Below are 15,035 nucleotides of genomic sequence, written 5' to 3' on the forward strand. Positions count from 1 at the left end.
ACTCTTCCGGATAAGGCTTGGGCACAGCGACATCCTTCCCACCCGCCCTACAGGGCAAGCCAGTTCAGATGCCACCCGATCGTGCAGCAGACCCAAACACCTGAGCTGTGTGCGCTAAGTAACTGCGGCCCGTCACCCACGAAGTCCTCGACGAACTACCCCCGGGCAAGGTACCGGCCCACACAGTGCCCTGGTGGCAACCGGACACGAACAAGGGTCAGAAGAGCGATGTGTGCAGCAGCACCAAGTCTTGGGGACGCCTCGCGGAGGGTGATTACTACTTCAGCCTCGACGAGATCAACGGAACTTCGGGGCAGGGGACGTTCCATCTGAATGCGAACCCCGTCAAGATAGCGTGGTAACCGTTCAGTCATGAAGCGTCGGCCGGGAGCGTAATGCGCTCCCGGCCGGCTTTCGTTCGGCTCGCGAGAAGCAAGGATGGCATGTCTCTGAAATTCACTCGGTGTTCCTTCCAATACGGCCGGAAGGTCCCCGTCCTCCACAGGCTCGATCTCTCCATCGAACACAGAGCCACTGTCCTTCTCGGGCCGAACGGGGCGGGGAAATCGACTCTTCTGGGCATCGCCGCCTCATGGATCTCGCCGAGTGAGGGCACCGTCACCTGGCGGGGAACCGATCCCTCTCAGTCGAAATCGCAGGCGGCTTACCGGAAGGCGGTGGGCTGGCTGCCTCAGAATGTCAAACCCATGCCCGGACTCACGGTGCGCGAGAACGTCGCCTACATCGGCTGGTTGAAAGGGATGCCCCGTTCCGACGCCTGGGATCAGTCACGCGATGCCCTGGAGCGCGTGAAGCTGGGCAGCCTTGCCGACCGGAAGAGCCATCAGCTCTCTGGTGGCCAACTGCGACGCATGGGTATCGCCGGAACGCTGGTCCACAGCAGCGAAATCGTGCTGCTTGATGAACCGACGGCCGGCCTCGACCCGTCGCAACGGCAGATCTTCCGCGACCTCGTCACGAACCTGCTGTCCGACATCCAGGTGGTGGTGTCGACCCACCAGACCGAGGACCTCGATGCCATGTACGACCATGTCGTCATCCTCGACAAAGGCCAGGTCCGCTTCGAGGGCGACACTCACAGTTTCCTGGCCCTCGCGCCGCAGGGGACTCCCGAGGGACGTCGGGCAGAGGGCGCGTACACCCAGCTGATCGCTCAGGAGGTGTGAGCCGTGCTGTGGCGTACCGTTCTTCGCTCCTCCTCAGCCACCTGGCTGGCTCCTCTGCTGGCAGCCTTCGTCGCGCTGCTGCTGTCGGACGACCTCACCGCCAAGGTGACCCACGGCTACTGGCCCAGCGCCCTGGGGGCCGCCACCTTCGCACTGCCCTTCGTCGCCCCCGCGTGCGCCACCGCCGGTGCCTGGGAAGGCACCCGCTTCACCCGCGGCAACGTGGCCGGCTGGGCCCCGACCCGCTCAACCCTCGGCATCGCCCTGCCACTCCTGGCGCCGGTCTTCGTACTGGGAGCGGTCGGCATGGCAGTCGCCGCCGCCCTGACCATCTCCACGGGCCAGCCCGATGTCGGCGCGCCGCCGATCGGCATGGTGCTCGTCTGGCTGGTCATCCTCGCCGCCCACTCCATGGCGGGCTTCCTGCTCGGAAAGCGCCTGCCCCTGGTAATCGCCACACCCCTGGCGCTCGTCCTCAGCTTCGTCCTGACCGCCTACCCGGCCGCCATGGAACCGCTGTGGCTGCGCCACATGGTCACCGGCGGCATGTCCTCGTGCTGCTCCCTCGACCAGAGCCCCAACTGGCGCGCCGCCGCCAGCGCCCTCGTACTGGCCCTCGGAGTGATCAGCGCATGTGCACTGGCTCTGACCGCACTGCACCAGCGGACGCGCGCCGTCCTGATCAGCACAGCGCTGGTGGTCGGCACGGCAGGCAGCGGTTGGCTCGCCTACGGGCTGCCCGCCGACCCCGTCACACCCCGTACCGAGGATCAGTTGCAATGCGCCGGGGACAACCCGCGCGTGTGCCTGTGGCCAGAACTGTCCCGGCAAGCCGCCATGATCCGCGAGAACGCCTCTGACGCCCGGCATCGTCTCCAGAAGGCCGGACTTCCCGTCCCCAAGACGCTCACCATGGAGGAACATTCAGGAGACGACGCCTTGTTCATCGGTACCTGGCCTGACCCCAGCGCCTCAGAGGTGCGCGCAGGCGTTGGCACCGCCCTGTTGCCCTCGGACCCACCGGCTTGTGCCCAGTCCGGCAGTGACTTTCCCGGTGCTGACGCCTACGGCCCCACTGCGGCATGGCTCGCCCTGACTGCCGGAGCCGAATCTCAAGAGGCCGCCGGCCGTTACGGGGAGAAGGAAGCCGAGGTAGCGGCGCGCGTTCAGCAGTCCTCCCAGGACAAGCAACTGGCCTGGTTCCGGCACAACAGCAAGGCTCTGCGCGACTGCACGACCCACCCCGCTCCGATCCCGTCAGCCCACGCCCTGGAGACATCGCGATGATTTGGTGGCTCAAGGCCAAGGGCGCCCCGGCCGTCGCAGTGGCCACACTCGCGGTGTATGTCATGGCCATCGTCGTACGCGAGGAAGCCATTCCCGTACCTGCAGTCGTAGGCCCCTCAGGCCAACTCCTGGTCACGCAAATCCTCGGGGTGCTGCCGGTCGTCCTGCTCCTGCACGGCATCGACCGCGGCGACACCATCGCCGAAGAGGTCGCACTGCGCCACACAGGCCGACGCAACCTGGCACTCTGCTGCGCATTCGCCCTACTGACCCTGCTGCTGGCAGCCAGCGTCCAGCTTCTGTGGGACCGGCCGGCAGCTCTCTCCCTCGCCCGCAACTGCATCGGCCTCCTCGGAGCCGCGCTCATCGTCCGCGCTGCTCTCGGCCCAGGAATCGCCGCGATCTGCGTCGCAGCGCTCCCTCTTGCCTGCGCCGCCGCCGGCCGCAGACCAGGAGGCTCACCACAACCCTGGGCATGGCCCATCCAGGAACCCACGTCTGCCTTGGGCGCCGCCGAGGCCAGCGTCCTCTTCATAATCGGCTGCGCAGTCGTGCTCTGGAAGAACCGTCCCCTGCTCAACCCCCTTGCCCGCACCACCTGACCGCGGCTCCAAGCCTCTACCTCCGGCCGGAGAACCAGATCCGGTGCTGTCAGACATCGGCCGGCCAACTGAGGCCGCACAATGACGAGGTCCCCGACCAAGATCGGGTCGGGGACCTGGCCGCAATCATGCGGTTCTACCGGCGGGTGCACGGCATCAACCAGACCTTCCTCGGCGAACTCCTCGGCTACGACAAGACCTACATCTCCGCCCTCGAACTGGGAAAGCGCACCCTCGGCGACGTCGGCTCCCGCCGCCGCATCTGCGAAGCTCTGCAGCTGCCGCCGCACGTCCTCGGGATCACCGACCCCGCCGATACGGACTACCGGGCGAAGCTGCAGTTCGGGGAGTCCACGTCCGGCTCGCCGAGATCGCCGCGATCCTTGCCCACAACCTGGGCATCCACACCGACGTCGCCGTCACCTCGCAGCGTCTCTCCGCAGGCGACTGGAACACCTATGTCTCGAGCTCAGCAACGTCAAGGCTGGCGGTCACGGCTTTCCTCCTCCGCACCCCTGGACAGGACGCGAAGCAGATTGCCGGGGCTCAGCCCTCAACACCTTAAAAACTCTGCACGTTCATCTGTACGCGGCTCTGCACGCGCACGTGTACGCCGACAGGTGCCCCCGCCGCCGTCGAAACGCTCACCCGCCGGATCGGTGAGCTGGAGCAGCAGGTCCTCGACCTCAGCACAGAGCTGGCGGAACGGGATGAAGACCTCGCCGCGGTACGCCCGGCAAACCGTGAGCTGATGGCACAGCTCAACCGCTGACCGCGTCAGTCCGCCTCAGCTCCGAGGCGGTGCGCGAGATCGATCAGATCGGCCAGACGCAGTACCCGTCCGCCAAACCCTGGAAGGGGGACATTCAAGGGCTCGGTCCAGCGGACAGGGATCGCATCCAATCCGTGATACGCGCCCGCGAGACCTCCGGTGACCGCGGCGACAGTGTCTGTATCACCACCCACGTCAATCGCCGCGCGAATGGCGTCCTCGAAGCTGGAAGTGCTGCGCAGAGCCCAGACCGCCGACCCCAAGCAGGGCCAGACTGCGCCGTTGAACTCGGTTGCCTGGTCGGGATGCCAGTCAGCAGCAAGGACTGTTGCGTATCGCTGACGGTGGTCAGGATGGACGAGATCCAGAACGTCAGGAAGGGCGCAGAGGGGGTCGGCACCTGCCAGGCTGAGGCGAATGAGTTCGTGGAATATGGCGGTGCCTTCCCAGGCGGCGCGGTCGCCGTGGGTAAGGGCAGCGATGCGCCGGGCGGCATCTATCGTGGCCGACTGGCCAGCGTGTGCAAAGTAGACCGCAGATGTCGACGCCCTCATCAGTGAGCCGTTACCGGCTGCTCGCTGGTTGACCTGGAAATGAATTGCGGCGGCCAGATCCCACGGCATGCCGTTTGTCAGCACGTCCTCGGTCTGCAGGCCGATGTCTTTGGGGTCAGCTGCCGCCCACCGCTGGAAGCGGGCGAAGATGTCGGGCAAGTCCAGTCCACCCCGCTGAAGTAGCGACTCCGCGACAAGAACGGCCATCTGCGTGTCGTCCGTGGCTTCGCCCGGTTCCCAACCGCCGCCTCCGCACATCTCGCCACCACACCCGGGTTCTGGGAAACGGGCAGAGAACGCACCCGGGGGGCCGAACTCGAAAGGGGCTCCCAGCGCGTCGCCTACCGCTGAGCCGACGACCGTCGCGATGGCTCGCTCCACAAGCTTCATCCGCGCAGGCTATCGGCGTCACACGGCGGCCGCACCGGCCAGTTCTTCGCCCGGTTGTCGGACACCCAAGGCAGCTTCCGTTCCTCTCGTTCGATCACTGCCGCTGGGCAGCAACCTCACGAAACCGCACGGCCTGCCGCGTTGCGGCGCATCCTCAGCCGCTCGGTCAGCGACACCTGTCGTGCACCCGCGCCAGATCGACGCAAGACGTTGACCTGGGTCACCAATGCGATCCCGGGATCTCGGATCCAGCCAAGCCCAAGAGAACATGGCGGTGGCGAAGCATCTGGCCGGGCATGCTCCAGGCTCCCGAAGCGACACACCCGGCCCGCACCTACAGGACACCACACGCCGCCCCGGCCGACTCGCGCGTGTACTGCTGGCCTGAGCTGATTCGACCGCGGTCATTTGCGGCGCTGACCCGAACGCGTCGGGGAAGGGCTCGGCATGGCGTCGTCCCAATAGGGCAGCCGGCATGGTCTGTCACCAACCATGGGCTCAAGACCTCGGAGTGGCGCTGGCTGGGGGCTGCAACCGCTGGATCATCTGCTCTATGACGGCGACGGGTAGCGTCGGGTGCTTGGCAGCAGCCTGTGCGGTGTCGGTGTCGCGCAGCAGCTCGACCAGCACTCGGGCCGGCAACTGCGGGTGCAGAGCCGCCGCACGACGGATGGATTCGTGTGGGTCGTCGAGCATGCGCACAGCCGAGGCGGCCGTCAGCCGGGGGTCGGTTGCTGCTCGCAGTCGTACCTCCGCCGCGATGTCCCGGCCGAATCGCTCCACCAGCTCGGGTGTGGACTCCGGGTCATCGAGGGCCAGTTGGCGCATGCGTGGGTTCTGGTCGTCGGCGTATTGCAGGAGGCCGATGCGAGGGAAATTGGGGTGGCTGCGGGGGCGGTCAGGGTGGCTGAGGCTTCCGGTCCACCATTGCCATACCTCAAGCAGCATGTCAGCGGGTGCGTCGTCGCAGGATTCGGCGAGGAAAAGCTGGACGACACGGTCCTCATCACGGGCGAGGAGTTCGATGACGTCCGGTGGGAGGCGCTTGGCGCGGGCGACGCTTCTGCGCACGAGGGGGTGGGAGGAGGCGGCCAGGCGGCGCATGGCGTCGGGGTCGTCGTGCAGTGCGGTGACCCAGCGGAGCGGGGAGGCGTGGCCGCGTGGATCGAAGTCGATGGGGATGCCTGCCCGCTGTTCCTCGGTGAGGTCGGGGCGTGTGGCCACCACAGAGCGGACGGTCTCTTCGGTGTCCTGGGCCAGGAGCGCGACCAGGTCCGGGTCCAAGTTCGGGTTGCCCGCGAGGGAGCAGCGCTGGTCTGGATCGCCGTGGCGGGCCAGGTTTTCGGCGAGGCCGCGCTCCAGGCGACAGGTCTCGGCGGCGCCTTTTTTGAGGTCTTCGGAGTCGAAGACCGATTGGGGCATCGGGTGGACCTGGTGGTGCTGGAGCAGCGCCTCTCTGCGGACCTTTCCGTGGTGGTCGTCCAGGAGCTTGCGCCGGGCCGGGTGCCCCAGATGAGGCAGGCGCTCGGGATGGCCGCTGCTCGCACGGCCGGGTCAGGGTCGGCTGCCAGAACGGTCACTATCCGCGGGGGAAGTCCGGGGAGACGAGCGGTCTCTTCGCGGACCGGGGCGGAAGAGTCGGCGGCGAGTTGTTCATAGGCGGTCTCGGTCAGCTCAGCACGCCGGTCCGCCGCGAGCGTCGTGAGGATCCATCGATGCCGGGGGTGCTGCTCGCCAAGGATCAGACGTGCCCATTGCTCAGGTGTGATGTTCGGCTGGGCGTCGGCCAGCAGCTCCCGCACCTTCCAGTCCGGGTGGACCATTGCCTCCTCTACGACGGCCGCGGTCATCGGGCGCCACATGACGAAATGCGTCAGACCGAGCAGGCTGGCGCGCATGGCGTCGGGTGTGGATGGGTTGAGCGCCAGCCCATGTGCCCACAACTCGCGCATCCTGCCCACAGGAGCCGGCCCCCGAAGCAGCGACGCCCAGGCGGCTGCCCGCTTCTCCGGGGACTCCTGGGCCCGTGCCTGCGCGGCGGCCTCCTGTCGCTCCCTGATCCGGTCCACTGCGACGAGCCAGACCTCGTACTCCTCGGTAGTCGCCCCGAGCAGGGAGTTCCCGTCCATCGAGAGCGTGATGAACTCCGGCTGGCCGGGCCGCTCACCCAGCACGCCGACGAGGTTCCACTGGGGGGTGAGCCGGACCCGCGTCCACTGCCTGGGCGCGCAGCCCGCCCAGTTGCCGGCGACGTCGATGAGGAACACACCGTCCTCGCCGATGATCCCGTCCTTGACCGCGAGCCGGTGCCACTGAGCGTTGAGTTCCGCGACCAGGTCCGGCCTGTCACTTCTCACCGCCACGGTTGGCTCGGCTTCGTAGGCGACTACAGTGCGCCACGCGGCCCGGGGCGGCAGCACCTCTTCGGTCCGTCGGTCTCCCACGATTTCCAGCCCGGCGCGCTGCAGCAGTTCTGCGAGCTCGTCTCTCCCACCCGTCATGAAACCCCATCCTGCCTGATTCAGCCGATGCCTCTCAGCGGCCCATGGCGTACGCAATGCGTGCTCTCCGAGTGGGAGGAGAGGAACAGCATCGCGAGCTCGGGCCGGGATGGTGGCAGACTGAAGTGCTCCGGCTCTACCAGCTCTGGCGACATTGGTAGCGCCGCGCCGGGCCCTGAAGACCGGCGTCGTGGCCCGCCTGGAGTTCGCTGCTGCTTCTACCGTGCAAGGTACCGAGCCCAGGTCAGGTGAGAATTAGCGCGTTGGGGCCGAAGCGGCCATGAACTCGCTGGTCAGTGCGTCGGACGGGCAATTTGAGTACGCGGACTCAGGCGCGCAGGCACGGCGACGGGTTGGCTGGTGGGATGGAACAGTTGCCGCACCTGTATGGAGTCGTGCCCAGATGCCCATCGGATGACGATCGGGATCCGTTGGCGGTCATGGCCCCGGCGATCTCGACTGCTGTTGTTCTGCTGGAGGGGCTGGTGATCTTCTGGCTCGTCTGGCTGACTCCGGCCCTGTGCGGCAATTCGTGCGACAACGACGCCTACCAGAGCACTTTTGTGCTCGGCCTCAAGCTGTTCGGCTGCGGGCTCGTCATCCCCCTGGCACTCCTGCTGATCAGTTGGCTGCTGCCCTGGCGGCGGCGCCACATCAGATTGCGGGCGGTCGCCGCGATTCTGGCACCGGTCTCCTTCGGAGGCCTGTACATCCTCTTCAACGTCCTGCTCGCCCTGTCGTGAGCACGAGAGCCCTCCAGCCGCCGCTCGGCTTGTGCGGCGCCTGCGGTGCGCGGATCTGCCTCACCGGCCGTGCCCTTGGCGAAGGGCTGCTGCGGCTCCCGTCGGTCGGGGCCGACGGGAGCCAAGTCGGCCCCTCGCATCCGTGAGGTATGCCCGTGTGCGGTCAATCGCCGTTGGGGCGCCAGCGACTGGCGATGCGGGCGGCGATGGTACCGCCGCATCCCCACAGCAATAGCCCCAGCACGCTGCTCACTCCGAGACTGGCGAGCATCAGAGGCGACGAAGTGCTCGCGTACCCGTCAGCCACCAGGGGCCCGGCAAGCCAGGAGTAGACGAAAACTCCGATGGCTCCGGAGACGAGAACGGGAGCAAGCAGACTCCACCCGCTGAGCCCGAAGAAGATCGTCCGACGTCCGCAGAGCACCGCTACGGGCGCAGCGGCACGCCCTTGGCGCAAGAACTCTGCCTGAGTATTGAGGGCGAACCCAACGGCAAGGACGGATGTGCCCAGCAGACCGAGGAAGAGCAACCAGCCTGACTGGTCACTGAGGACCTTCCCCCCGCTGATCCAGCCGGTGCCCAGCGCGCTGACGCTGGTTCCAGGTGCGAGCGTGCGGTTGGCCGTGCGCTTGATCTCGGAGACGTCCAGCGCGGCTCCATCGCGGGAGAGCAACAGCGCTGTACCGCTCATGCGGGCGGGTGCATGCGGTGTGACGCTGGTGGTGATGTTGATGCCGTTGCCAAAGGCGTAACGCAGGCGTTCGTCGGTATGCATCGCGGGAGTCACCGCGCCGGAGTGGCAGGGAAGATGCAGGACGGTGAGGTCCGGGCACGTACCGGTGAGACGCGTGGTGCCCTTGTTCTCATCCAGCGAGATAAGCACGACCTGTTCGGGCAGCGACGTCGTGAACTGCGGGGTGATGCGCTTGGGGCTGGTCACCGTCAGCAGGCTGTCACCGACCACTTGGCGCACGGCTGTTGCTTGCCGGACCGGCTCGGCCATGCGAGACATCCACAGTTGCGCCTCGCCGGTAAGACCGATGGCGATCACCACCGAACACACCAGGCGTGCAGTGGTGGCGGCAGAAGCCGCCATCCATCGTCCCGAGATCAGGGCAGCAGGTCCGGCCCAGCGGCGGGAGAGTCCCGCCAGAGCAGAGCCGACTGCGGTGCAGGCTGCTGCAATGAGTGAAGGCAGGGTGGCAAATCCGCCGAGCGTACCCACTGCCTGAAACAGCACGCGCGACGCGCTCGACGGGGCAAGTCCCGGGCCGTAGGAGGCGGCCAGCAGGAACAACGGGCAAGCCCAGCAAGCGATCCTGGAGAGGGTTGCGTGGGAGGCGCGAAGCCGTGTGGCTGCGGTCGACCGCCGGTGGCGGTGCAAAACGGTGACCGCGGCGAGTGTCACGACCAGTGACAGCAATGCCGCGCCGACAAGCCAGAGAGCGCAGGCCCGCAGGTCCGGCGCGTAGAGCGTGAAGTGCGAAAAGGGGAAAGGCACGTCGACCAGACAGCCGACGGCAGCCGGCACCGATCCGACCGCCGCTCCCACAATCACAGGGGCGGCCGCTTCCCCGATGACGATAAGTCGGCGGTGAGCCGGCAGTGCGCCCAGGGCGGTGACGAGGGCGGTGCGCCGATCCCGCTCGTCAGCGCCCATCCGGGCAGCCAGCACCACACAGGCGGCTGCGGGGAGCAGCAGAAAGCCGCAGACAGTCAGCAGGAATTCCCAGACAGGCCGCTGGTGGGTGAAGTCTCCGTTGCCCCACTCCGCCGCGGCACCGAATCCATGAATGGGGCGTGCCTCCACCATTCCCCGCATGGTGTGCGCGGGTCGGACGTAGGCGAAACGCTCACTGGGAGACGCCAGCCCTTCTGGGCCTATCGTTCCTGCCAATCTGCCGTAGCGATCAGCGATGTGCTCGCGAGCTCCCGCCCGAAGCAGGGCGGGCGAGAGCGCCGCTTCGCCGGGGGAGGGCCACGAGGCCAGACCAGGCGGCGGGGCGACGGCAGAGCTCAACGGTTCCACATACACGACGGTGTAGGCGCGCGCATCATCCAACGTGTCCTGCTTGAGCAAGTAGCGGGCCAGCGTTGCGCCGTGGCTACCTGCCACTCGCTGTGGACTGCGGGCCGCGGTGCGCTCCTCCGTTCCCGCGTAGCCGGAGTACACCGCCACCAGTGAGGTGAAAGCCAGGCACAGCGCTGCCGTGGCGAACAACAGCGCCACGAAGCGGGTGGCGCTCGCTGCCCGGCCCCGCCGGGCGGCCTGGCCGATCCGCAGCATGTGCCACGAGGTCCCGAGACCGACGCCACGCCGCGCCCTCGTCATGTCGTCACCGGCCCAGCGTGCAGCAGCCCCTCGCGCAGGTTGAACTGCCGGTCGGCGCGAGCAGCCACACTCGGATCGTGGGTGACCACAAGCAGCCCGCAACCCCAGCGCTGCGGCAGCGAGAACAGCAGATCGGCCACCGTGCCTCGCGCAGCGGTGTCCAGTGAGCCGGTCGGCTCATCGGCCAGGATCAACGACGGCTTGTTCATCAAGGCACGCGCCACCGCGGTCCGCTGACGCTCACCGCCCGACAGCTCGCCCGTGGTGGCAGTGGTGCCAGTAACGCCCACCTCATCGAGCAGACCGGCCGCCCGCTCATAAGCAGCCTGCCGCGGCTCACCGGCCAGCAGTGCTGCCAGTGCCACATTCTCCACGGGAGTCAGTTCCGGAAGCAGCTCCCCGAACTGGAAAATCATGCTGAGGTGCTGTGCGCGATGCCGGGCCAGGCGCTTGCCGCGCAACGTGGACATGTCGCGGCCGACTACCGACACCTGCCCCTTACCTGGGGTGATGAGGCCCAGAACCAACGACAGCAAGGTGCTCTTTCCGCTGCCGCTCGGGCCGGTGACCGCGACGGACTCCCCGGAGGGTAGTTCCAAGGTGATGCCCTGGAGCAGCTGACGCTCGCGGATGCTGTATCTCAGTTCTTTGAGACTCAGAATCGAGTGAGTGGCAACGTTCGGATGAACCATACTGATCTGCCTCGCTGGATGCTGCGGCGGCCCGGCAGCCGTACCGGGCTGCCGGGCCGTAAGGAAGTTAGCTCTGATCGCCGGTCGATCAGGAGCTGCGTCGGGAATTTAGTCCGCTGTCGCGCAAGTGTCAGGCTCCCAGTCCAGGGAGATGCAGCTCTTCAGCGCGTAAATGTATTTTCCGGCACCGCTCGTTGCCGTGGTACCGCTGCCGCTCTTGTTGTGCAGGAAGTAGTCTCCGGAGTTTTCCCGAGCGTACTGGCTGTAGACGGAATCACCGTCCGCCTTGGTGTCCTTCGCGTAAGCGTAAGCGTGCTGCGGGCTCACCCAGCCGGAAGACGCAGAGGTAGCAGCATAAAGTTCCGCTGCCTGAGCGGGGGCGACTCCTGCCAGGAAGGCTCCCCCGATGGCTATAGCGGCAAGACGGCGCGCACTGTTACCCATTTCCCCGATTCCCCATTCGAGTAGCTACAGAGGTCCCATGCCTCTGTTTCGCGCTACGAGGGGCAAAATGTGTCGGCGCAAACTAACAGGCCTTGAAAGGTCAGCCCCCCCGTAGCTGCAAAGAGCACAGTATGCGCACAATTCATGGATTGCAACTTCTAAATCTGCATTCAGCTAGATCAAGCAGGAAGTGCCACCTAAGACACCAAGGGCACGTTACGAACTTTTCAGGCATGTACCCTGAAATGCCTCGTTCGTTCATCGCCTGTCCCAGGGGGTGCGGAGATCGCCGAGGCGCGGGCCTACACCGCCTTCACCGGCCGCAAGACCGTTCGCCACCCTTCAGGCCGAGCGGCAGCACCGCCGCCACGCGGAGATCGAGCAGGTCATCGCCGACGGCAAGGCCGGGCACCTGGCTCACCTTCCCTCAGGGAAGTTCCACGCGAACGCCGCCTGGTCGACCCTGTGGGCGCCGACCTCCACCAAGGACTCCTCGAACTCGCGTGCAGCCTCATCTACTTGAGACGACTGCGCACCGCACTCTGAAACGATCAGTAGATGCCCGCGCTCACCGGGACCGACCGGTGCTCCGAGTCCGGTTGCCAGTACGCGCGAGGGGTCATCCACGCCAGTGGCCGGTTTCGGCCAGTGTCGTGGGATTGGATGCACCGGCGTGGATCGATTCCTGAGGCCGGCGGCGAATTCCGAGGCTGCAGACAGCGGCAACCAGCAGCAGTCCGAGCGGCAGCAGCAGGGTCCAGCGCATCGCGGTGACGTAGCCGCTGTCGAATACTGTTTTGCCCAATCGGTGCAGCTGCGCGGCGACCGAAGCGGAGACTCCGGGCTGGGGTGGTCCGGTGTCGATCACGCCATCGGTGCTGACGTTGGCGAAGTTGTCGACGAAACCACTTCGCAGTGGAGCTGGCAACTGAGCGCTGGCGGTGACGGCTTCGTGGTGCAGTGAGTGACGCAGGCTCGACTGCAGCAACGCGCCAACAGCAGCGGTGCCAAGCGCCTGGCCGAGCTGCCGCGTCGTGTTGAAGACCCCGGAGGCGGCACCGGAAAGCTCTGGCTTGATGTCGCCGATCGCTACCGTGGTCATGGTGGTGAACAGCAGGCCGGTGCCGGCGCCTAGGACAATCACCGCAGGCAGAATCAGCCAGGCGCTCATGCCGGGTTTGGCAATCAGCAAACTGCTGCCGATCCCGACGCAGAACGCCAAGAGACCAGAGAATAGGAGGTACTTCCCGCCTGTCCGGTCGGCTCGGAACCCGGCAAACGGCGCGATGACGACGGCGCAGAGGGATGCGGGTGCGGTCACGACACCGGCCTGCAGCGGTGTCAAACCGAGCACCGCCTGTAGGAAGAGCATCAACGGCAGCAGGCTGACCATACCGAAGCCCACGGCTGTGGCCACGATGTTGGCGAGCGAGAAGTTCCTGTTGCCGAACAGCGTCAGGGGCACCAGCGGGTCATGGGAGCGGTGCTGCAGTAGCAGGAAGAGAGCGACCAGCAACACACCGGCGACGAGCAGGGCCGGCACGGACACCGGGCCAGTGATCACGCCCCAGTGATAGCGGCTTCCCTCCAGCAGCCCATAGACGATGGCGAACAGCCCCCCGCTGACGAGCAGGATGCCCAGGGGGTCCAACCGGTGTGTGACCGGATTACGCGACTCGGGCACTACGAACAGGGTGAGTACCAGGCCGAGGACCCCTATGGGCACATTGACGAAGAAGATCCACTGCCAGCTGAGCTGCTCCACGATCAGCCCGCCTAGGAGTGGGCCGGTGATGGTGGACACTCCGGCGACCGCGCTCCACACCCCGAACGCCGCGCCGCGCTTGTTCGGCGGGAACAGGATCGTGATGAAAGTGAGCGTCTGAGGGTTCATCAGCGCAGCGCCGATGCCTTGCACCGCGCGGGCCACGATCAGCTCGGTGCTGTTGCTTGATAAGCCGCAGAGGCCGGAGGCAACGGTGAAAACCAGCAGCCCGATGGCGTAGAGCCGCTTACGGCCGAACCTGTCCCCCAGCCGGCTGGCCAGGATGAGCGGAACGGCGTAGGCCAGGATGTAGATGCTGACGACCCACAGGATCTGGTCGAGACCGGCGTGCAGGTCTGCCTGCATGCTGGGGACAGCAACATTCACGATCGTGGTGTCGAGCAAGATCATGAACAGACCGACGCAGAGTGCACTGAGCGCAAGCCAAGGCTTCGTGACACGTAACGGATTCATCAGCTCGCCGCACCTTCCCTGGGACCATCCGTACCCTCGGCCGAGGAGCCGTGCGGTTTGCCGCTGCCCTCGATCAAGCTGAGGCGGGATGGCGGGGCGGCCGCCTTCCGATCCCAGTGGAGCGAGCCACTGCGCAGCCGCTCGACCAGGTTGTTGATCCACTTCAACTCGGCCCGCCTGCTGCAGATCTGCCAGTCGAGGTCAATGAAGAACATCGGCTCGACGTCGAACTCGGCCAGCCGATTGGCCATCACTTCACAGCCGGCGATGAGCGCCTCCAGGATGGCCGCTCGCCAATTCAGCCGCTCGATCGCCTCTTCACGGTCGAGCGTGTGCAGCAACGCGAGCGCCACCGGGAACTCCGGGAACTCGTCAGCCGGGGCGGAGAGCATCTCCCGCAGCCGGCCGAGGAACGCAGCACGGCCCTCCTCGGTGATCGTGTACACCGTTCGCTCGGGCAGACGCCCCTGCCGTGTGGTGTCGACGGGCTTGATCAGACCAAGCCGTTCCAGCCTCTCCACCGAGTGGTAGAGCGAGCCGGTGGTGAGCTTGACCAGGCGGTCGCGCTGCCGATCGCGCATGACCTGCTGGATCTCGTAGGGATGGGCCGGCTGCTCCTCGAGGATTTCGAGGACTGCCATGGCCAGCAGGTTGAGCTTGCGGGTCTTTGGTTCACTCATGCCCTTGCCTCCGATCTACTCCAAGTAGGGTACTCCGGTTGGAGTACCCTACTTGGAGTAGATCCGAAATGGCGGTCACCCAGTGCGGCATCGACCAGTGCTTGTGGCTGCGCCGCACCCTCCCGAACCTCGTCGACAGCCCCGCCCCAGCCGTGCGCACCTCGCAGTACCGGCGCGCGCCCGCAACACCGCGGAGCTCGCCCTGCCCGGCTTGCCCGGCGAGGTGACCGCGACGCTGCCTCGCCCGGGTGGCCTTGGCTACACCGCCGGGGCCGGTACAAGGCCAGAGGTCGAGTTCGATGTCCAGGCAGCAGATGTGGCACGTCTCCACGCCGGTCATGAGCGCCTTCATGGCCTGTTCCCGGGACACCGCTGAATGGGCCCGAAGCCTCACATCTGCTTGATGTGAGGCTTACCGGGGCGGCGCGTAGGGGCACGCGTACGCCTGGCCGACGGCCGCCGGGCCGGGCGTTCGGCGGCCGTCGCCGTGAAGCAGCGTTCGACGATGTTGCGGGCCCTGTAAGAGCTCCTAACACAACGCTGGTAGCCGTGCCCTCTGGACAGGTGCGTCGGTTGGTTAGGTATGGGAAAGCGGAACCCTCAACCATGGCT

At 66.5% G+C, this 15,035-nt stretch carries 10 protein-coding genes; 4 read left to right on the plus strand and 6 right to left on the minus strand.

The annotated features are described in order from the left end of the window. Positions 1-443 precede the first annotated feature (443 nt). From AB0C96_RS42250 to AB0C96_RS42260, 3 genes are read left to right on the plus strand one after another with little or no spacing between them, the layout of a single operon-like run. Positions 444-1,187 (plus strand): ATP-binding cassette domain-containing protein, encoded by a 744-nt coding sequence (locus AB0C96_RS42250; protein ID WP_362925526.1) that lies wholly within the window; start codon positions 444-446, stop codon positions 1,185-1,187. A 3-nt stretch (positions 1,188-1,190) separates the two neighbouring features. Next, complete coding sequence (locus AB0C96_RS42255; protein ID WP_362925528.1) at positions 1,191-2,474, plus strand: hypothetical protein; 1,284 nt, start codon at positions 1,191-1,193, stop codon at positions 2,472-2,474. Next, positions 2,471-3,076, plus strand: coding sequence for a hypothetical protein (locus AB0C96_RS42260; RefSeq protein ID WP_362925530.1), 606 nt, complete (start codon positions 2,471-2,473; stop codon positions 3,074-3,076). The genes AB0C96_RS42255 and AB0C96_RS42260 overlap by 4 nt, the downstream gene beginning before the upstream one ends. 777 nt (positions 3,077-3,853) lie before the next feature. Here the strand turns inward: AB0C96_RS42260 and AB0C96_RS42265 are convergent. Together AB0C96_RS42265 and AB0C96_RS42270 are read right to left on the minus strand one after the other, a co-directional pair. Next, entirely contained in the window at positions 3,854-4,792 is a 939-nt protein-coding gene (locus AB0C96_RS42265; RefSeq protein WP_362925531.1) for an ADP-ribosylglycohydrolase family protein, read from the minus strand. A gap of 498 nt (positions 4,793-5,290) precedes the next feature. After that, a complete protein-coding gene (locus AB0C96_RS42270; RefSeq protein WP_362925533.1) occupies positions 5,291-6,214 on the minus strand; it encodes a hypothetical protein in 924 nt (307 codons plus the stop codon). 1,519 nt (positions 6,215-7,733) lie between these two features. On the opposite strand from AB0C96_RS42270, the gene AB0C96_RS42275 reads away from it, so the two are divergent. Further along, positions 7,734-8,036: a hypothetical protein gene (locus tag AB0C96_RS42275; RefSeq protein ID WP_362925534.1), complete on the plus strand. Its 303-nt coding sequence runs from the start codon at positions 7,734-7,736 to the stop codon at positions 8,034-8,036. A gap of 163 nt (positions 8,037-8,199) precedes the next feature. Here AB0C96_RS42275 and AB0C96_RS42280 read toward each other — a convergent pair whose 3' ends face one another. The 4 genes from AB0C96_RS42280 to AB0C96_RS42295 form a co-directional block, all read right to left on the minus strand. Continuing rightward, on the minus strand, positions 8,200-10,323 hold the full coding sequence (locus AB0C96_RS42280) for a hypothetical protein (RefSeq protein ID WP_362925536.1): 2,124 nt from the start codon (positions 10,321-10,323) through the stop codon (positions 8,200-8,202). 41 nt (positions 10,324-10,364) lie between these two features. Further along, entirely contained in the window at positions 10,365-11,060 is a 696-nt protein-coding gene (locus AB0C96_RS42285; protein WP_362925538.1) for an ABC transporter ATP-binding protein, read from the minus strand. Between the two features lie 1,063 nt (positions 11,061-12,123). After that, positions 12,124-13,743 (minus strand): DHA2 family efflux MFS transporter permease subunit, encoded by a 1,620-nt coding sequence (locus AB0C96_RS42290; RefSeq protein WP_362925539.1) that lies wholly within the window; start codon positions 13,741-13,743, stop codon positions 12,124-12,126. Further along, positions 13,743-14,384: a PadR family transcriptional regulator gene (locus AB0C96_RS42295; protein WP_362925541.1), complete on the minus strand. Its 642-nt coding sequence runs from the start codon at positions 14,382-14,384 to the stop codon at positions 13,743-13,745. Before AB0C96_RS42295 ends, AB0C96_RS42290 begins: the two co-directional genes overlap by 1 nt. Positions 14,385-15,035 lie beyond the last annotated feature (651 nt).

This window comes from Streptomyces sp. NPDC048506, from assembly GCF_040651315.1.
In the GTDB taxonomy this organism is placed as follows: domain Bacteria; phylum Actinomycetota; class Actinomycetes; order Streptomycetales; family Streptomycetaceae; genus Streptomyces.

Coding starts and splice junctions, on each gene's coding strand:
- AB0C96_RS42250 (WP_362925526.1), top strand. CDS start 444: ATGTCTCTGAAATTCACTCGGTGTTCCTTCCAATACGGCCGGAAGGTC.
- AB0C96_RS42260 (WP_362925530.1), top strand. CDS start 2,471: ATGATTTGGTGGCTCAAGGCCAAGGGCGCCCCGGCCGTCGCAGTGGCC.
- AB0C96_RS42265 (WP_362925531.1), bottom strand. CDS start 4,792: ATGAAGCTTGTGGAGCGAGCCATCGCGACGGTCGTCGGCTCAGCGGTA.
- AB0C96_RS42270 (WP_362925533.1), bottom strand. CDS start 6,214: ATGCCCCAATCGGTCTTCGACTCCGAAGACCTCAAAAAAGGCGCCGCC.
- AB0C96_RS42275 (WP_362925534.1), top strand. CDS start 7,734: ATGGCCCCGGCGATCTCGACTGCTGTTGTTCTGCTGGAGGGGCTGGTG.
- AB0C96_RS42280 (WP_362925536.1), bottom strand. CDS start 10,323: ATGCTGCGGATCGGCCAGGCCGCCCGGCGGGGCCGGGCAGCGAGCGCC.
- AB0C96_RS42285 (WP_362925538.1), bottom strand. CDS start 11,060: ATGGTTCATCCGAACGTTGCCACTCACTCGATTCTGAGTCTCAAAGAA.
- AB0C96_RS42290 (WP_362925539.1), bottom strand. CDS start 13,743: ATGAATCCGTTACGTGTCACGAAGCCTTGGCTTGCGCTCAGTGCACTC.
- AB0C96_RS42295 (WP_362925541.1), bottom strand. CDS start 14,384: ATGGCAGTCCTCGAAATCCTCGAGGAGCAGCCGGCCCATCCCTACGAG.